The following is a 16234-nucleotide window of genomic DNA, read 5'->3' as shown; positions in this document are numbered from 1 at the left end:
GTTATGGGTGATCGCCACGACTATGTAGCCCTGGACTGGGTTAAAGGTGAGATAGAAGAAACGCTTAAACAGGCACGCCAAGCGTTAGAGGCTTATGCGGAAAACCCCCAGGATTCTACCAAGCTTCGCTTTTGTTTGAATTACATACACCAGGTGCATGGAACGTTGCAAATGGTGGAGTTTTATGGTGCTGCTTTGCTTGCTGAAGAAATGGAAGCACTCGCTAAAGGATTGTTAGATGAAGCGGTGACTAACAAGGGGGAAGCGCACGAAGTATTGATGCAGGCGATGTTACAGCTGCCAATGTACCTGGACCGGGTCCAAAGTGGACGCCGAGATTTGCCTGTTATTCTGCTACCTATTCTAAATGATATTCGAGCTGCTCGTGGTGAAAGCCTACTTTCTGAAACATCACTGTTTTCGCCTGATTTAAGCCAAAAAAATCCTAAACTGAGTGACGCTGCTTTAGCCAAGTTACAGGGGGAAAGTTTCAATACACTGGTGCGCAAGCTTCGGCAGATGTATCAGTTTGCCATGGTGGGTATTTTACGAGACCAGCACATGGCCGAAAACCTAGGTTATATGGCAAAGGTTTTCAATCGGCTTGAGCAGTTATTCATGAAAACCCCACTGGGACAACTTTGGTGGATTGCATCTGGGGTAATTGATGGACTTAATAATGGATCAATCCATAACAGCTCAACCATAAGGGCGTTACTCAGACAAATTGATATTGAGCTAAAACGGGTTACAGAAGAGGGACCTGAGTCGTTAAACCAGACAGCCCCTGATGAGCTTCTTAAAAATCTACTGTATTACGTTGCTAAAGCTGATAATGAAACACCTCGCATCAGAGCCCTTAAGGAAGCCTTTAATCTCGTTGAAGCGCTACCTGATGAAGACACGCTAAACCAGGAAAGAGATCTATTTTCAGGCCCTGATAAAGAAGCAATGGCATCGGTTGTTACCGTATTAACCGATGAGCTAACCAGTATCAAAGAGGCATTAGACCTTTTTGTTCGCAGTGATCGTCATGATATTACCAACTTTAAAGAGCAGGTACCTGTCTTAAAGCGCATCGCTGATACTATTGCTGTACTAGGTCTCGGTATTCCCCGCAAAGTGCTCATGGAGCAGCTTGATATCATGCAACAGATGGTTGCTGGTAACAGAGAGATGGATGATGCTGCGCTGATGGATATTGCTGGCTCCCTGCTCTATGTAGAAGCAACACTGACCGGTATTGTTGATAGCTCCACAGGTAAGCCGCGAGTAACAGAAAGTGTTGTGCCTGTCTCAGAGATGAGTGAGGCTCATGAAGCAGTCATTCGTGAGGCAAGGAACGGGCTTGAGCAAGCCAAAGATGCCATTATTGAATTTATTGCTTCTCAGTGGAATCACCAAAATTTAGTTAATGTCCCAGAAGTTCTAGACGCTGTTCGTGGCGGCTTAATCATGATTCCGCTTGAGAGGGCGGCAACATTGATTGCAGCTTGTCGGCGTTATGTGAAAGAACAGCTGCTGGATAAACAACAAGTACCTCAGTGGCAAGCACTGGATACGCTAGCTGATGCAATAACCAGTGTTGAATATTATTTAGAACGGCTTGCTGAGGGTAATACCAGTCAAAATGAATTAATTCTTGATGTTGCAGAAGAAAGCCTCGTTCATCTTGGCTTCAGTAGCGATGACTTACGTCAGCCCCCGGTAAGACCAGAGGCTGAAGTGCTAGCTGAGGCTGAAGCGCGTCAAGCGATAGAAGCTGCAGATACATCTGGCGAGGAAGATGAAGGCCCTGTACTCAAAGAGCCTGAGGAGCTAGAAGAAGCTGAGGCGTTGTACCCAGAAGAGGATGTAGAAACTCAAGAAGAGATAGAGGATATAGCACTAGAGGAGGTTGCTCCAGCTGAGTCAGCTGAAGACGTTTTTGAAGCACCTGCAGCTGAACCAGAGCCTGTCACTGTTACAGCTGAGCCTGCACCTGTCGATGAGGAAGAAGAAAGCCTAATCGATGATGAGGTCATTGAGATCTTTATTGAAGAAGCGGGTGAGGTTTTAGAAACCATTAATGAATATCTCCCGAAATGGCAGAGTAATCTTGATGATGCCGATGCGCGTGGTGAAGTACGACGAGCATTCCATACTCTCAAGGGTAGTGGTCGCCTGGTAGGTGCAACTGTGGTGGGTGAACTCGCCTGGGCTATCGAAAACATGCTGAATCGAATAATCGATAATACCATCAGCATTAGTGATGATCATTTTGATCTGGTGAGGCGCGTTACTGGCAGGTTGCCAGGGCTGGTTAAAGACTTTGAAAACCAACAGCAGAAACAAACTCCAGATGTTGACGCATTTGTCGCTGAAGCAGAGGCCTATGCGAAAGGTCTACCTTTTGAAAAACCTGTAGAGGCTGAGACTTTCCCTGAAGAGTTAATGGCAGAGCCTGTTATTTCAGAAGATGATTTTGCTGAAGAGCAGGCGGCTCTTGAAGCAGAAGAATTAGCTGAAGATGAGATAATTTGGGAGTCTGCAGTTGAGTCGTTCATCATGGATGAACAAGAGCTGCCTGCTGATGAAGATGAAGAGGAAATCAAAGCTGAATCTGTTGAGGAAATTGAAGAGATTCCTCTACCAGAACAAGAGGACGGTAGTGTCGCAGAAGAGCTTGAACTGCTGCAGATGGGCTTGACGGAGGAAGACATTCCTGCAACTGATGAAGTTGCGGAAGAAGTGGAAGTGTCATTACCCAGTGAGGCAGCACCAGAGTTTGACCCTGTCTTGCTTGATATTTTCCATGATGAAGCTGTCTCCCACTTTGCAACGGTCAAACAGTTTGTTGCTCAGTACCATGAGGCTCAGCAACCGATTGCTATAGATGAGGCACTTCAGCGTGCACTTCACACCCTGAAGGGTAGTGCACATATGGCGGGTGTTATTTGTATTGCTCAACTGGTATCGCCGCTAGAGCAGTTGATTAAGGATTTACGCGCCAACTTAGTAAAAGCAGATCATGAAGTGGCCCTTATCCTTCAGAGAGCGGGTGAGCTGGGTGAAACTGCCTTAGCGTCAATGAAGGCAAACCCACTTATGGAGCTTGATGGGTTGGACCAGTTTTTACAGGATGTTGATCAGATTCAAAGGCGACTTTTTGCTGAAGATGCATCAGAAGATGAAGCGGTAGAGCAAGACACTCAAGTAATCTCTATGTTCTTAGCTGAAGGCATGGAGGTATTGCTGGATGCAGGGGAAATCCTTGAAGAGTGGAGCCGTAATCCTGTAGCCGGTGATGAGTTAAACATGCTTCTTGAGGAGCTGGAAACGCTGGCTAAAGGTGCAGAAATTGCTGAGCTGGATCCTGTTGCAGAACTCTGTGAAGCATTGATTGATGCGTACAAGGCTGTTGTTGAAGGCCAGTGTCCTTTAAGTGATGACTTTTTCAAAGCCGTACGTGATGGACATGAGCAGCTGATTAGTATGATGGATAGTATTGCTGCCGTCCAAACAGTTGAACCTGCTACCGACTGCATTCAGCAGCTCCATAGACTGACAGCAGAAGAGGATGTGGAAAGCTTTGAGATTGCTGAACCAGCAATGCCTGAAGTAGAAGAGGTTGATCTTAATGCTGATCTGGAAGAGTCACTAAGCCTCGATGAAGAAACACTACCCATTATTGAAGTAGATACTGATATTGATATGGGGCTGCCAGAAGAGGAGCTGGAAACCTTAAATATTGAGGCAGAAGAGATTCCTGAAGAGCCTATTCAGCTGGGTGAGCTAGGTGAAGAAGCGCTGGAGGTAAGTACTCAGGAGCCTGAGCCTGTTGAGCAGCCAGCAGCACCAGTGGTTACTCAAGAAGAAAAAGGCCCGTTGATTGATCCTGAGCTGGTTGAAATCTTCCTGGAAGAAGCTGGTGATATCATGGAAAGCACTGCCAGCTCTCTCCAAAAATGGATTGAAAATCCAGAAAGCACCATGGAGGTTAAGGAGTTACAGCGAGATCTGCATACTCTAAAAGGTGGTGCAAGAATGGCTGAGATCACTCAAATTGGTGATTTTAGCCATGAGTTAGAGTTTATTTATGAAGGTTTAAGTGATGGTCGACTGAAGACCGAAACACCTCTCTTTGACTTATTGTTGGCATGTCATGACTTGTTAGCAGATATGCTTGATGAGCTTAAAACGCAAGGCTATTGCCGTAACGTCGACTGGCTTATTGATGCTTTAAAAACTTACCGAGCTAATCCTGATAGTGGCATTCCAAACATTCACAAACTGCTATCGCAAACCAGTGAGCTTGAGCAGACCAGCCCACCAAAGCCAGAACTGGAGCAGGCTCCGTTAGTTACTGGAGAGCTGGCGGAGGCTAGCCCTCATGAGCCAGCAGTTGCCCAGGACCTGGACGATCTGGCGTTAGCAGATACTGATGTACTGGATATCTTTTTGGAAGAAGCTGTTGACTTGGTTGATGGTGTCGAAAGGTCTACAGATGCCTGGCGCAAAGATCCAGCCAATGGCCAGTATGCTGATGAGTTGTTACGTTTACTCCATACTCTGAAAGGTGGTGCTCGCCTTGCAGGACTCTCTAAACTAGGGGATTTTACCCATGAGTTTGAGATGTTTATTACCCAGGCTCAAAATCGCTTACCTGACTTAGAAGGTGCTTTCTTTGCGGATGTTTTCACTCGGCAAGATAAGTTGCAAACGCATGTTGATCATGTGAAAAAGCATATGTCAGGTGAGGCTCCTGTGGTGGCTGAAAAAGCTACTCCTGCGGCTGCAGAGCCATCTGCGGAAATTCTTCCGTTTACTCCAAAAACAAAGGCAGTTGAGCCAGTATCCCCAGGCGATACCATGCCTGCGAAGGTGAAGCCGATCTCAGCGGCTAAGCGCGCGGCAGGGAAAGCTCGTCAGCCCCAAGAGATGGTGAAAGTACCAGCTGATTTGCTAGAAAGCCTGGTTAACCTTGCTGGTGAAACCAGTATTTCGAGAGGCCGGGTTGAACAGCAGATTTCGGATATCAGTTTTACGCTTGAGGAAATGCATACCACTATTGAGCGGGTTCGAGAGCAGCTTCGCCGGCTTGATATTGAGACACAAACCCAGATTATCTCTAAACACGAAGCAGAAGCTGCATCTATGGCCTTGGAGTTTGACCCATTGGAGATGGACCAATACTCCGAGCTGACCCAGCTATCTCGCTCACTCTTTGAGTCTGCCAGCGACTTGATGGACTTGAAAGAAGCATTGGTTGACAAAAACCGCGATGCTGAAACACTGCTTCTGCAACAGGCACGGGTTAATACTGAGCTGCAAGAAGGGTTAATGCAGACACGCATGGTACCCTTTAATCGTCTGATGCCTAGGCTACGCCGAATTGTCCGGCAAATATCCAGTGAGTTGGATAAGCAAGTTGAGTTTAATGTTGAAAATGCAGAAGGTGAAATGGACCGAACTGTACTGGAGCGTATGGTTGCACCTTTAGAGCATATGTTACGTAATGCCATTGACCATGGTATTGAGCCTGAAGAGCAGCGGAAGGCTTCAGGCAAAGAAGCTGTTGGGCAAGTAGCTTTGAGCTTATCCCGTGAAGGGGGCGATATTCTATTAGAAATGAGTGACGACGGTAGTGGGGTTAACCTTGATGCTGTCAGAGCTAAAGCTATCGAACGTGGACTTATGGACCCTGATGCTGACCTTTCTGATAATGAAATATTGCAGTTTATTCTTGAGGCTGGTTTTAGCACCGCGCGCGCTGTGACCCAGATTTCTGGACGTGGCGTGGGTATGGATGTGGTGCATAGTGAGATTAAGCAGCTGGGTGGTTCAGTGACAATTCACTCAACACCAGGCAAAGGAACAACTTTCCGGGTTCGCCTACCGTTCACTGTATCTGTGAACCGAGCACTGATGGTTTACATAGGTGAGGACTTGTATGCTATTCCTTTAAATAGTATTGAAGGGGTTGTTCGGGTCAGTCCTTATGAGCTTGAAGCGTATTACGAAGATGATGCACCAGACTTTGAATATGCTGGGCAGGATTACAAGCTTAAGTATTTAGGTGATTTGTTACACCGTTCTGGCAAGCCTAACCTACAAGGTGCTTTGGCGCCTTTACCAGTGATTTTGACTCGTGGTGCTGAGCACAGTGTTGCGCTTCAAGTAGATAGCTTAGCAGGTAGCCGCGAGATCGTTGTAAAAAGTCTTGGCTTCCAGTTTGCCAGCTTACCAGGTGTATCAGGTGCTACTATTTTGGGTGATGGTCGTGTCGTAATCATCCTTGATGTAGTTGCTCTGATACGTTCTGATTACGCACATCAAGGACTGCTGCTTACTGCCGAAGTGGTTGCGGAAGAGATTGAAGTACCGGCTCAAGTTGAGCGCATACCATTGGTTATGGTGGTTGACGACTCGGTAACGGTACGGAAGGTAACTTCAAGACTGTTAGAGCGTAATGGTTATGAAGTTTTACTTGCACGGGATGGGGTAGAAGCTATTTCATTGTTGCAAGACCGCAAGCCTGATGTGATGTTGCTGGACATTGAAATGCCAAGAATGGATGGCTTTGAAGTGGCTAGTACGGTTCGAAATGATAGGCGCTTAAAGAGTGTGCCGATTATCATGATAACCTCACGTACTGGTGAGAAGCACCGGGAGCGGGCTTTAGCCATTGGGGTCAATGAGTATTTAGGTAAGCCCTTCCAGGAAGGCCCCTTACTAGAAACAATTGAGCGAATGGTAAAAACGGATGCCTAATGAAGGCAAGAGTGGATGGCGGGGAAAAATAGGTGTTGTTGCTGACTCATCATTACAGCGGCACCTACTTCAGGTATTGATGCAAACCCATCATTATGATGTGTTAATCAATACCTCGCCAGATCGCCTTGAGCCAAGCCACCATGAATTGAAAGTTGATGCGTGGTTCATTGACGTCACTGGAGAGGATGGCTGGGCGGAGCCACTTGATGATTTGCTGGATGCTAGTGAGGTACCTGTATTATTTGGTGAAGGGGAAGCACCTGCCAGAACGTCAGAGCTATACCCTCGCTGGGAGCGAAGAATACTGGCCAAGCTTGAGCAAGAGGTCATTCCCACTTTACAAGAGCAGGTTGAAGATAAGCCCGTAGCTGAACAATCCGCTATTCCTACGCTATCAACTCCGATTAAGCTTGATTTTAAGGCCAGGGAAAAGGTTATTGAGCTACCTGACCTGCCAAATAAAGAGCTTGCTTCTAAAGCGCCACAACGGGTCTGGGTATTAGGAGCATCGTTAGGAGGGCCTAGCGCAGTCAAAGCATTTTTGGACTGCCTGCCTGGTGATTTGCCAATTGCCTTTGTGTATGCCCAGCATATCGATGCCAGCTTTGAAGAGGTGTTAGTAAACTCTGTGGGACGACATAGTTGCTTAAAGGTGAAAAACGTCGTTGAAGGGGACCCGTTGCGAAGTGGTGAAGTCTTAGTAGTACCGATAGAGCAAGAAATTGTCTTCGATTTTGATCAAACAGTTCAGTTTACTGGAGAGACTTGGCCTGGTCCTTATAACCCATCGATAGACCAGGTAATGCTCAATGTATTGGCAGGTTTTCAGGATAAGTGTGGTGCCATTATTTTTAGTGGCATGGGGCAAGATGGTGCTGATGCGGCTGAGTTTTATGCTGAGCGCAAATTACCGCTTTGGACACAATGTAAAGAAAGCTGTGCAAGTAGCACGATGCCTGATGCGATAGAGGCTAAAGGGTTAAGTGCTTTTAGTGGTACACCGCAATTACTTGCTCAGCAGTTGGTAGAAACACTGGTGGCTGATATAAAAAAAAATCCTGGACTAACTGCCTAGAAATGATTTGACGTAAGAGAGAAAGAGATAAAGCCCTATGGCAAAAGCACAGTTAACCCAAGACCGGGATGAAGTTCTTTCAAGCTTACTCATTCCCATCCAAGACAAAATGTTGTTGTTACCCAACGTGAGTGTGGCTGAAATCATTGGTTTTCAACAACCTTCATCTTCAAGTGATACTCCTGAGTGGCATCTTGGACAGATAAATTGGCGCGATCAGTCAATACCGGTCATTTCGTTTGAAGTGGCTAACGGTGAGGAGTATCGAGGCACCAGCCGTAATGCAAGGGTAGCGATTATTAACAGCATCAGTGGCAATCGGGAGCTGCCTTTTTTTGCCATTGTCGTGCAAGGTATACCACACTCAGTACGCCTAACAGAGTCAGATGTGATTGCTCAGGATGAGCCTAACCAAGGTGAGCTTGAAGCAATGCATGTACTTGCCCATGGCGAGCCAGCAATCATTCCTAAACTTGATAGCCTTGAAACGATGATTTTGGCTTATGGTTTAGCTTAAGCTCGCGATCTATTTTGCTAAGTTTAAAAAGCCTGCAAATGCAGGCTTTTGTTTTTTAATACAGCGATTCTTCTACCGCCAATCCCCCCAGCAATACTGAAGTACCGCAAGTGCTGCCACGGGGGCTGTTTCTGTTCTCAAGACACGCGGACCAAAGGTTGTTGAATGAAATTGATGTTGGTTAGCCAGGCTGACTTCTTCCTCTGTTAGTCCACCTTCAGGACCAATGAGTAGCGCAATATCATGGGGTTGTTTATGGTTGCCCAGTGGGGTTGCAGCATGGTGATGCAGCACTAATCGTAATGCTTCCGAACGTTGGGCTAACCATTGATCAATGGGTAAAGGCGCATGGATTTCAGGTAACAGATTACGGCCACATTGTTCGCACGCACTTATGGCAATTTGTCGCCAGTGCTGTAGCTTTTTTTCCTGCCTTTCTTTGGCTAGCTTGACTTCACAGCGTGTGCTAAACAGCGGTGTAATTTGTGTCACCCCCATTTCTGTCGCCTTTTGAATAGCGTAGTCCATACGCTCACCACGAGATAAACATTGGCCTATGTGGATTGATAAGGGCGATTCATGCTGGGTTGTGAGTTTCTTAAGTACATTGGCAACAACAGTCTTTTTGGAGACCTCGCTAAGTTCTGCTAAATAGTCATCCCCTGTGCCATTAAATAAATAAATCTGTTCCCCAGGCTTCATTCTTAACACTTTACCCACATGGTTGGCGGCTAAAGCATCAAGTGTCAGGAGTGTAGTATGGGATAGTGGTTGGGGAGTATAAATTCGAGGAATTCGCATGAGGTCAATCACTAAGCTATATTGCCAGAACGGCAACTATAGCATAGTGAGGGGTTCTGACTAACGTCGATTTGACAGGTCCAGATTATTCCAAACAGCCAAACTTGGATCGGCTTGGTTGAGCGTATAAAAGTGAATGCCTGGTGCGCCAGCGTCTAGTAGCTGCTCACACAGTCGAGTGATAACTTCTTCCCCAAACTGACGAATACTTGTGATGTCATCACCGTAGGCTTCAAGTTGTTTTCTGATCCAGCGAGGTAACTCTGCACCACAAGCATCACTGAATCGAGCTAGCTTGGTGTAATTAGTGATCGGCATAATGCCTGGGGTAATTGGAATGGTAATGCCCAGTTTTTCACAGCGTTCAACAAAATAAAAATAACTGTCGGCATTATAAAAATACTGGGTAATTGCAGCATTCGCTCCAGCATCTACTTTACGCTTAAAGTTTTCCAGGTCTTTTTCTGCATTAGGCGCCTGAGGGTGAATTTCAGGATAGGCAGCTACTTCTAAAATAAATTGCTGCTGGGTTGTTTCCCGAATAAAGCTGACAAGCTCATTAGCATAGCGCATTTCGCCTGTAGCTAGCCCCATTCCAGAAGGCATATCCCCACGAAGTGCAACGATACGCTTAATCTGATGTGTTTTATAATCGTTTAATAAGTCTGCGATTTCTTCTTTACTGGCACCAATACACGAGAGGTGAGGTGCAGTATCTATCTGTGTTGCTTCAGTTATTGCAAGCACGGTGTCTTTGGTTCTATCACGGGTAGAGCCTGCAGCGCCATAGGTGACAGAAAAAAAGTCAGGTTTATACTCGGCCAGTCTCTTCGCCGTTGTTAAAAGCTTTTCTTGGCCTGCGGGAGTTTTGGCTGGGAAAAATTCAAAGCTAAAGCGTTTTGGGTGTTTTTTTTGTGATTCCATAGTTGTGGCTATACGACAGTTTTACCATGTCTTCCTGGCCAGCTAAGGCGAATAGCCAGGAAGTGCTCTGGTATAAATTAATATTTATAGCTATCGGGTTTATAAGGTCCCTCAACAGCTACATTAATATATTTAGCTTGCTCAGGTGTAAGCTGGGTAATCACACCACCAAAACCTTCCACCATATAGCGAGCTACTTCTTCATCGAGTTTTTTAGGCAGTACTCGTACATAAAGACTTTTGGTCTTTTCGGCAGGTGATAGGTCTGCAAACTTGGCTTGGAATAAATGAATTTGGGCTAAAACCTGATTGGCAAATGAGCCATCCATAATACGTGATGGGTGACCTGTAGCATTACCCAGGTTAACGAGTCGTCCTTCAGAAAGCAGTAGAATGAAATCTTTAGCCTCATCACTGCGATAAATTTTATGGACTTGGGGTTTAATTTCTTCCCAACGCCAGTGTTTACGCATGTAGGCCGTATCAATTTCGATATCAAAGTGACCTATGTTACAGACAACGGCGCCAGGCTTGAGCGCAGCTAACATAAAGCGATCACAAACATCGGCATTACCGGTAGTCGTAACAATTAAATCAGTGGTATTTAACAGGGCTTGATTAATACCATCAGCATTACCTGTATTTTTGCCGTTGATATAGGGGGATACGACCTCAAAGCCATCCATACAGGCTTGCATAGCACAGATGGGGTCAATTTCGGTCACTTTCACAATCATGCCTTCTTGTCGAAGGGAAGCAGCTGAGCCTTTGCCGACATCACCATAACCAATCACCAGCGCTTTTTTGCCAGAAAGTAAATGGTCTGTTCCTCTTTTTATCGCATCATTCAGACTATGGCGACATCCATATTTATTGTCATTTTTGGACTTGGTGATGGCGTCGTTAACGTTAATGGCGGGTACTTTTAAGGTGCCTTGCTCAAGCATTTCAAGTAGACGGTGGACACCTGTAGTGGTTTCTTCTGAAATGCCATGTACCGCATCTAATAATTCGGGGTATTTATGATGGAGTATTTCTGTTAAGTCACCACCATCATCTAGAATCATATTACCACCCCAAGGCTTTCCATCTTTGAGAATGGTTTGCTCAATACACCACAAGTATTCTTCTTCTGTTTCACCCTTCCAGGCAAAAACGGGAACACCTTTATCTGCCATTGCTGCTGCAGCATGATCTTGGGTTGAGAAAATATTACATGAGGACCAGCGTACTTCTGCGCCGAGATCAATTAAAGTGTCAATTAATACAGCAGTTTGGATTGTCATGTGAATACAGCCCATGATTTTCGCGCCGGCTAAGGGTTTTTGATTTTTATATTGGGCACGAATAGCCATGAGGGCGGGCATTTCTGTTTCAGCAATGGCTATTTCCTGGTGTCCCCAGTCTGCCAGAGAAATATCAGCCACTTTATAGTCATTATTTGCCATAGCTTCTGTCCTGTGATTTGTCATTTTTTATTATAAACGGGCGATGTTTGCTGAGATGTGCAATTCAATGTGTTGCAAAAATATGGCTAAAGCGGCTTTATTAAAATCACCATGATAAAAATTAAGGCCAAAGTTGCGCATATTTTTGCAACATTTCAATCCTTGAAGTCTAGGTAATTAGCTTACTGCATCACGAAGAATTTGAGCTTTGTCTGTTTGCTCCCAGGAAAACTCAGGTTCTTCACGACCAAAGTGCCCATAGGCTGCTGTTCTCTGGTAAATAGGACGCCGTAGATTCAGCATGTCAATCAAACCTTGTGGTGTTAAGTCAAAGTGCTCACGTACCAAAGCTTCAATTTGTTCGTCTGACGCTTTACCTGTACCGAAGGTGTTAATACTGATCGAGGTTGGTTCAGAGACACCAATGGCGTAAGACACCTGAATTTCACAGCGTTCAGCCAGACCCGCAGCAACAATATTCTTGGCCACATATCGACCTGCATAAGCCGCACTGCGGTCTACTTTTGATGGGTCTTTACCAGAGAAAGCACCACCACCATGACGAGCCATACCACCGTATGTGTCAACAATGATCTTGCGGCCTGTTAGTCCACAGTCACCAACAGGTCCACCAATAACAAACTTGCCGGTTGGATTGATAAAGTACTTGGTATGCTTGCCAAGCCACTCGGCTGGTAGCACAGGCTTGATAATTTCTTCAAGCACAGCTTCGCGAATATTCTCTTGGCTGATACCTTCTTCGTGCTGGGTTGAAAGGACGACCGCATCAATACCCACTGGCTTACCGTAGCTGTCATAATGGAAAGTGACTTGGCTTTTTGCATCGGGACGTAACCAGGGCAAAACACCTCTTTTGCGCACATGAGCTTGGCGCTCTACCAAGCGGTGTGCATAAGTAATAGGCGCAGGCATCAGTACCTCGGTTTCATTGGAGGCATAGCCGAACATCAGGCCTTGGTCGCCAGCACCTAGTTTTTTGCTGTCGCTTTCATCGACACCGACGGCGATATCAGCCGACTGTTTACCAATCGCATTTAAGACAGCACATGAAGCGCCATCGAAGCCCATATCTGAATGGTCATAACCTATTTTCAGTACAACATCACGAACAAGGTCTTCAATATCTACATAGGTTTCAGTGCGGACTTCGCCTGCGACCAAAACCATGCCTGTTTTAACCAGTGTTTCAACAGCAACGCGTGCATTAGGGTCGTCTTTTATAATGGCATCTAGAATGGCATCGGATATCTGGTCCGCTACTTTATCAGGATGTCCTTCTGAGACGGATTCTGACGTAAACAAAGAGTATTCAGCCATAACGGCATATCCTTTTCTGGAAATTAAGTGATACTTGATTCATTTGGCTTTGATTGTTTACGAAAGCAGCGTACCTGGATCTGGAAACCATTACGCAGCCCAAGGTACAGGCTTTCTCCTGTTTCCAACTGGGCATTGTGTGCCCACTCGGAAAAGTCTTCACTGGCAAACCCCAACCATAAGTCGCCACAATTATCCCTGACCCAGCTTTGGTCATGGCGGCAAAGGTCGCATACCACCAGATGCCCTTCTGGCTTAAGAAGTTTACCAATGGTGATAAACAGCTCTGCGGGTGAAGGGACATGGTGTAAAACCATATTCATTACCACACAGTCTGCTTGTACTCCACGCTCAAGTGCTTGTTGGGCTTCCCCATGTATAAACTCAATATTATTAAGCTGGTTCACCTGAGCAAAGGCTTGAGCACGGTCTAACATTTGCTGTGAGTTATCAACAGCAAAAATCTTTGAAAACTGTGGTGCTAGCTCCGCAAGAAATACCCCTTCACCTGGACCAATTTCAATGGCCGTATTTTTTGACTCAAAGTGAAGCCCATGGACAGCATCAGCAGCAACCCTTGCGTATTGTCCGTATTCTGCAATAAGCACTTGTTGTTCATTGAAGCGGTCAGCATGGCGTGCAAAGAACGCCTGGGATGATTCAGCACGCTGGGCACGAATCATATCCACCCCTTGCTGATACTTTTCCTCCAAAGGCAACTGATCAAGGTTATTGAATAAACCTTGAATGACAGCTCTTAGAGGATGGGGTTGAGGTATCACCGCTCGTCGGTAAAAGATCGAATTACCTTCGCGATGGTGCGTAATTAGTTCAGCTTGAACTAATACTTTTAGGTGATGACTGACACCAGACTGTCGGCAATCCAAAATAGTTGATAACTCAAGAACTCCAAATGAGTTGTTTTTTAGTACCCGTAAAATAGCCATTCTTTGAGGGTCTGCACAGGCTTTGCAAAGCCTGACCAGTCGATCAATCGAAAGGTGATAGGTGTCATTTGGTAGTAGGTCTTGGGATTTCATGTGGGGCAGTCTAGCAGTATTAAAATGTGATCACAATATCTATATCAAATCTCATTGATATAGATATTGTTTATTAATATTTGCTTTTTAATATTTGATGGTTGGTAGGTGGTTTTAACGTGCAAGAAATTTGCTGTGAAGGCCAGAAAAAGCGAAAATGCCGTTCTTTGGTTGCTACTTGAACATCCTAGGAGTTTTCCATGCCGTCTAGTGAAGCCATGTCACCTCGGAAAGAATGTGCTAATGCAATTCGTGCACTTAGCATGGATGCAGTACAAAAGGCTAAAAGTGGCCATCCGGGTGCCCCCATGGGCATGGCAGATATCGCAGAAGTACTTTGGCGCGATTACCTGCAACATAATCCTGTAAATCCTGACTGGAGTAACCGTGACCGGTTTGTACTATCTAATGGTCATGGCTCCATGTTGTTGTACTCTTTATTGCATTTGAGTGGTTATGAGTTGTCTATTGATGACTTGAAGGACTTCCGCCAACTGCATTCAAAAACAGCAGGACACCCAGAGTATGGTTATGCGCCTGGTGTTGAGACAACAACAGGTCCTTTGGGACAAGGTATTGCCAACGCAGTAGGTTTTGCTGTTGCAGAAAAAGTATTGGCAGGCCAATTCAATCGTCCAAATCTTTCTATTGTTGATCACTTTACTTATGCATTCTTAGGTGATGGCTGCCTCATGGAAGGTATTTCCCATGAAGTGTGCTCTCTCGCTGGTACGCTGGGGCTTGGTAAGTTAATTGCCTTTTATGACGATAATGGTATTTCCATTGATGGTGAGGTAGAAGGCTGGTTCACTGATGATACTGCCAAGCGTTTTGAAGCTTATGGCTGGCAAGTTATTCCTGGTGTTGATGGTCATGATCCTGAAGCCATTAAAGCGGCGATCGAACAAGCTCGTGCTAACACGGATCAACCCACGTTAATCTGCTGTAAAACCATTATTGGTTATGGTTCTCCAAATAAGTCTGGTAAAGAAGAATGTCATGGTGCACCTCTGGGTGATGATGAAATTGCCTTAACTCGCCAGCAGTTGGGTTGGCAGCATGCACCTTTTGAAGTGCCTGAAAGTATTTATAGTGCTTGGGATGCGAAAGAAGCGGGCAAAAACCGTGAGCAGCAATGGAATGACCTATTTGCTGCTTATCAAAAAGAATATCCAGAGCTAGCTGCTGAGTTTAGTCGTCGCATGAGTGGTGAGTTGCCAGCTAACTTTTCTGCTCAAGCGGACCAATATATCCGTGACTGTCAGCTGACAGGTGAGACTATTGCAAGTCGTAAAGCATCGCAAAATACCTTAAACGCGTTTGGTCCTTTGTTGCCTGAGTTTATGGGTGGTTCCGCTGACCTTGCAGGTTCTAACCTGACATTATGGAAAGGTTGCGTAGGTGTAAGCAAAGAGATGCCTGCAGGTAACTACCTGTTTTACGGGGTTCGTGAGTTTGGGATGTCTGCGATCATGAATGGCCTGGCATTGCATGGTGGTTTTGTGCCTTATGGTGCGACGTTCCTTGTGTTCATGGAATATGCGCGTAATGCCGTGCGTATGGCTGCTTTGATGAAGAAGCGCAGTATTTTCGTGTATACACATGACTCTATTGGTCTGGGTGAAGACGGTCCTACACACCAGCCGATTGAGCAATTGGCGAACCTAAGATCAACACCCAACCTAGCAATGTGGCGTCCATGTGACACGGTTGAAACTGCAGTAGCATGGAAGTCTGCCATTGAGCGTGTAGATGGCCCTTCTGCATTGATTTTCTCTCGTCAAAACCTGCCTCATCAAGCACGTACTGATGTTCAAGTTGCAGATGTAGCTAAGGGTGGATATGTACTTCGTGATAGCGAAGGTACACCTGACTTGATTCTAATTGCAACAGGCTCAGAAGTGGGCTTGGCGATGGATGCTGCCGATGCACTATCCGTTAAAGGACATAAGGTACGTGTTGTATCAATGCCTTCTACTGATGTGTTTGATGAGCAGTCTGTTGAATACAAACAGTCAGTTTTACCTTTAGAAGTCACCGCAAGAATTGCTATCGAAGCTGCCCATGCTGACTTCTGGTATAAATATGTTGGCTTGGATGGTCGTATTGTGGGTATGACAACCTATGGCGAATCAGCACCTGCGGGTGAATTATTCGAGATGTTTGGCTTTACAGTAGACCATGTTGTGAGTACTGCAGAAGATTTACTTTCTGATATTTAATTCCGGCATGCAGAAATGGGCGGCGTTAGTCGCCCATTTTGGTTATGGGGCAGGTTTTATAATGTTCAATAACAAAGCATGTAGTAGAGGTTAATTCGTTACTTTGCTAAGCT

General features: G+C 45.6%; 9 protein-coding genes. 4 read left to right on the top strand and 5 right to left on the bottom strand.

All coding sequences use genetic code 11. From position 1 onward, the window contains the following. The first annotated feature begins 3 nt into the window (after nucleotides 1-3). The 3 genes from F607_RS0101820 to F607_RS0101810 are packed head-to-tail and all read left to right on the top strand — an operon-like array spanning nucleotide 4 to nucleotide 8348. Complete coding sequence (locus tag F607_RS0101820; protein ID WP_027706670.1) at nucleotides 4-6753, top strand: Hpt domain-containing protein; 6750 nt, start codon at nucleotides 4-6, stop codon at nucleotides 6751-6753. Further along, complete coding sequence (locus F607_RS0101815) at nucleotides 6746-7831, top strand: chemotaxis protein CheB (protein ID WP_038289597.1); 1086 nt, start codon at nucleotides 6746-6748, stop codon at nucleotides 7829-7831. Before F607_RS0101820 ends, F607_RS0101815 begins: the two co-directional genes overlap by 8 nt. A 37-nt stretch (nucleotides 7832-7868) precedes the next feature. Further along, the gene (locus tag F607_RS0101810; RefSeq protein ID WP_027706668.1) at nucleotides 7869-8348 is read left to right on the top strand and encodes a chemotaxis protein CheW; all 480 of its coding nucleotides are present in this window, start codon (nucleotides 7869-7871) and stop codon (nucleotides 8346-8348) included. Nucleotides 8349-8420: 72 nt separating this feature from the next. On the opposite strand, the gene F607_RS0101805 is transcribed toward F607_RS0101810, so the two are convergent. The 5 genes from F607_RS0101805 to F607_RS0101780 all read right to left on the bottom strand — a co-directional run bounded on the left by F607_RS0101805 (nucleotide 8421) and on the right by F607_RS0101780 (nucleotide 13899). Further along, a complete protein-coding gene (locus tag F607_RS0101805) occupies nucleotides 8421-9149 on the bottom strand; it encodes a 16S rRNA (uracil(1498)-N(3))-methyltransferase (RefSeq protein WP_027706667.1) in 729 nt (242 codons plus the stop codon). A gap of 60 nt (nucleotides 9150-9209) precedes the next feature. Beyond that, nucleotides 9210-10073: a methylenetetrahydrofolate reductase [NAD(P)H] gene (gene metF / locus F607_RS0101800; RefSeq protein WP_027706666.1), complete on the bottom strand. Its 864-nt coding sequence runs from the start codon at nucleotides 10071-10073 to the stop codon at nucleotides 9210-9212. Nucleotides 10074-10150: 77 nt separating this feature from the next. Next, on the bottom strand, nucleotides 10151-11521 hold the full coding sequence (ahcY, locus tag F607_RS0101795) for an adenosylhomocysteinase (RefSeq protein ID WP_027706665.1): 1371 nt from the start codon (nucleotides 11519-11521) through the stop codon (nucleotides 10151-10153). Nucleotides 11522-11698: 177 nt separating this feature from the next. Beyond that, on the bottom strand, nucleotides 11699-12859 hold the full coding sequence (metK, locus tag F607_RS0101785) for a methionine adenosyltransferase (protein ID WP_027706664.1): 1161 nt from the start codon (nucleotides 12857-12859) through the stop codon (nucleotides 11699-11701). Between the two features lie 23 nt (nucleotides 12860-12882). Further along, nucleotides 12883-13899 (bottom strand): ArsR/SmtB family transcription factor, encoded by a 1017-nt coding sequence (locus F607_RS0101780; protein WP_027706663.1) that lies wholly within the window; start codon nucleotides 13897-13899, stop codon nucleotides 12883-12885. Between the two features lie 218 nt (nucleotides 13900-14117). Here F607_RS0101780 and tkt point away from each other — a divergent pair, with 218 nt between their 5' ends. Continuing rightward, a complete protein-coding gene (gene tkt, locus F607_RS0101775; protein WP_027706662.1) occupies nucleotides 14118-16121 on the top strand; it encodes a transketolase in 2004 nt (667 codons plus the stop codon). The last annotated feature ends 113 nt before the right edge of the window (nucleotides 16122-16234 follow it).

The sequence above is a fragment of the Zooshikella ganghwensis DSM 15267 genome, assembly GCF_000428585.1.
Classification (GTDB): domain Bacteria; phylum Pseudomonadota; class Gammaproteobacteria; order Pseudomonadales; family Zooshikellaceae; genus Zooshikella; species Zooshikella ganghwensis.
The sequence above is the reverse complement of the archived record's forward strand: the minus strand, read 5'-3'. Positions and strand labels throughout refer to the sequence as shown.

Bases quoted from the DNA above. Each gene is read 5' to 3' on its own strand.
- F607_RS0101820 (WP_027706670.1), top strand. From the start codon at position 4: ATGGGTGATCGCCACGACTATGTAGCCCTGGACTGGGTTAAAGGTGAG.
- F607_RS0101815 (WP_038289597.1), top strand. From the start codon at position 6,746: ATGCCTAATGAAGGCAAGAGTGGATGGCGGGGAAAAATAGGTGTTGTT.
- F607_RS0101810 (WP_027706668.1), top strand. From the start codon at position 7,869: ATGGCAAAAGCACAGTTAACCCAAGACCGGGATGAAGTTCTTTCAAGC.
- F607_RS0101805 (WP_027706667.1), bottom strand. From the start codon at position 9,149: ATGCGAATTCCTCGAATTTATACTCCCCAACCACTATCCCATACTACA.
- metF (WP_027706666.1), bottom strand. From the start codon at position 10,073: ATGGAATCACAAAAAAAACACCCAAAACGCTTTAGCTTTGAATTTTTC.
- ahcY (WP_027706665.1), bottom strand. From the start codon at position 11,521: ATGGCAAATAATGACTATAAAGTGGCTGATATTTCTCTGGCAGACTGG.
- metK (WP_027706664.1), bottom strand. From the start codon at position 12,859: ATGGCTGAATACTCTTTGTTTACGTCAGAATCCGTCTCAGAAGGACAT.
- F607_RS0101780 (WP_027706663.1), bottom strand. From the start codon at position 13,899: ATGAAATCCCAAGACCTACTACCAAATGACACCTATCACCTTTCGATT.
- tkt (WP_027706662.1), top strand. From the start codon at position 14,118: ATGTCACCTCGGAAAGAATGTGCTAATGCAATTCGTGCACTTAGCATG.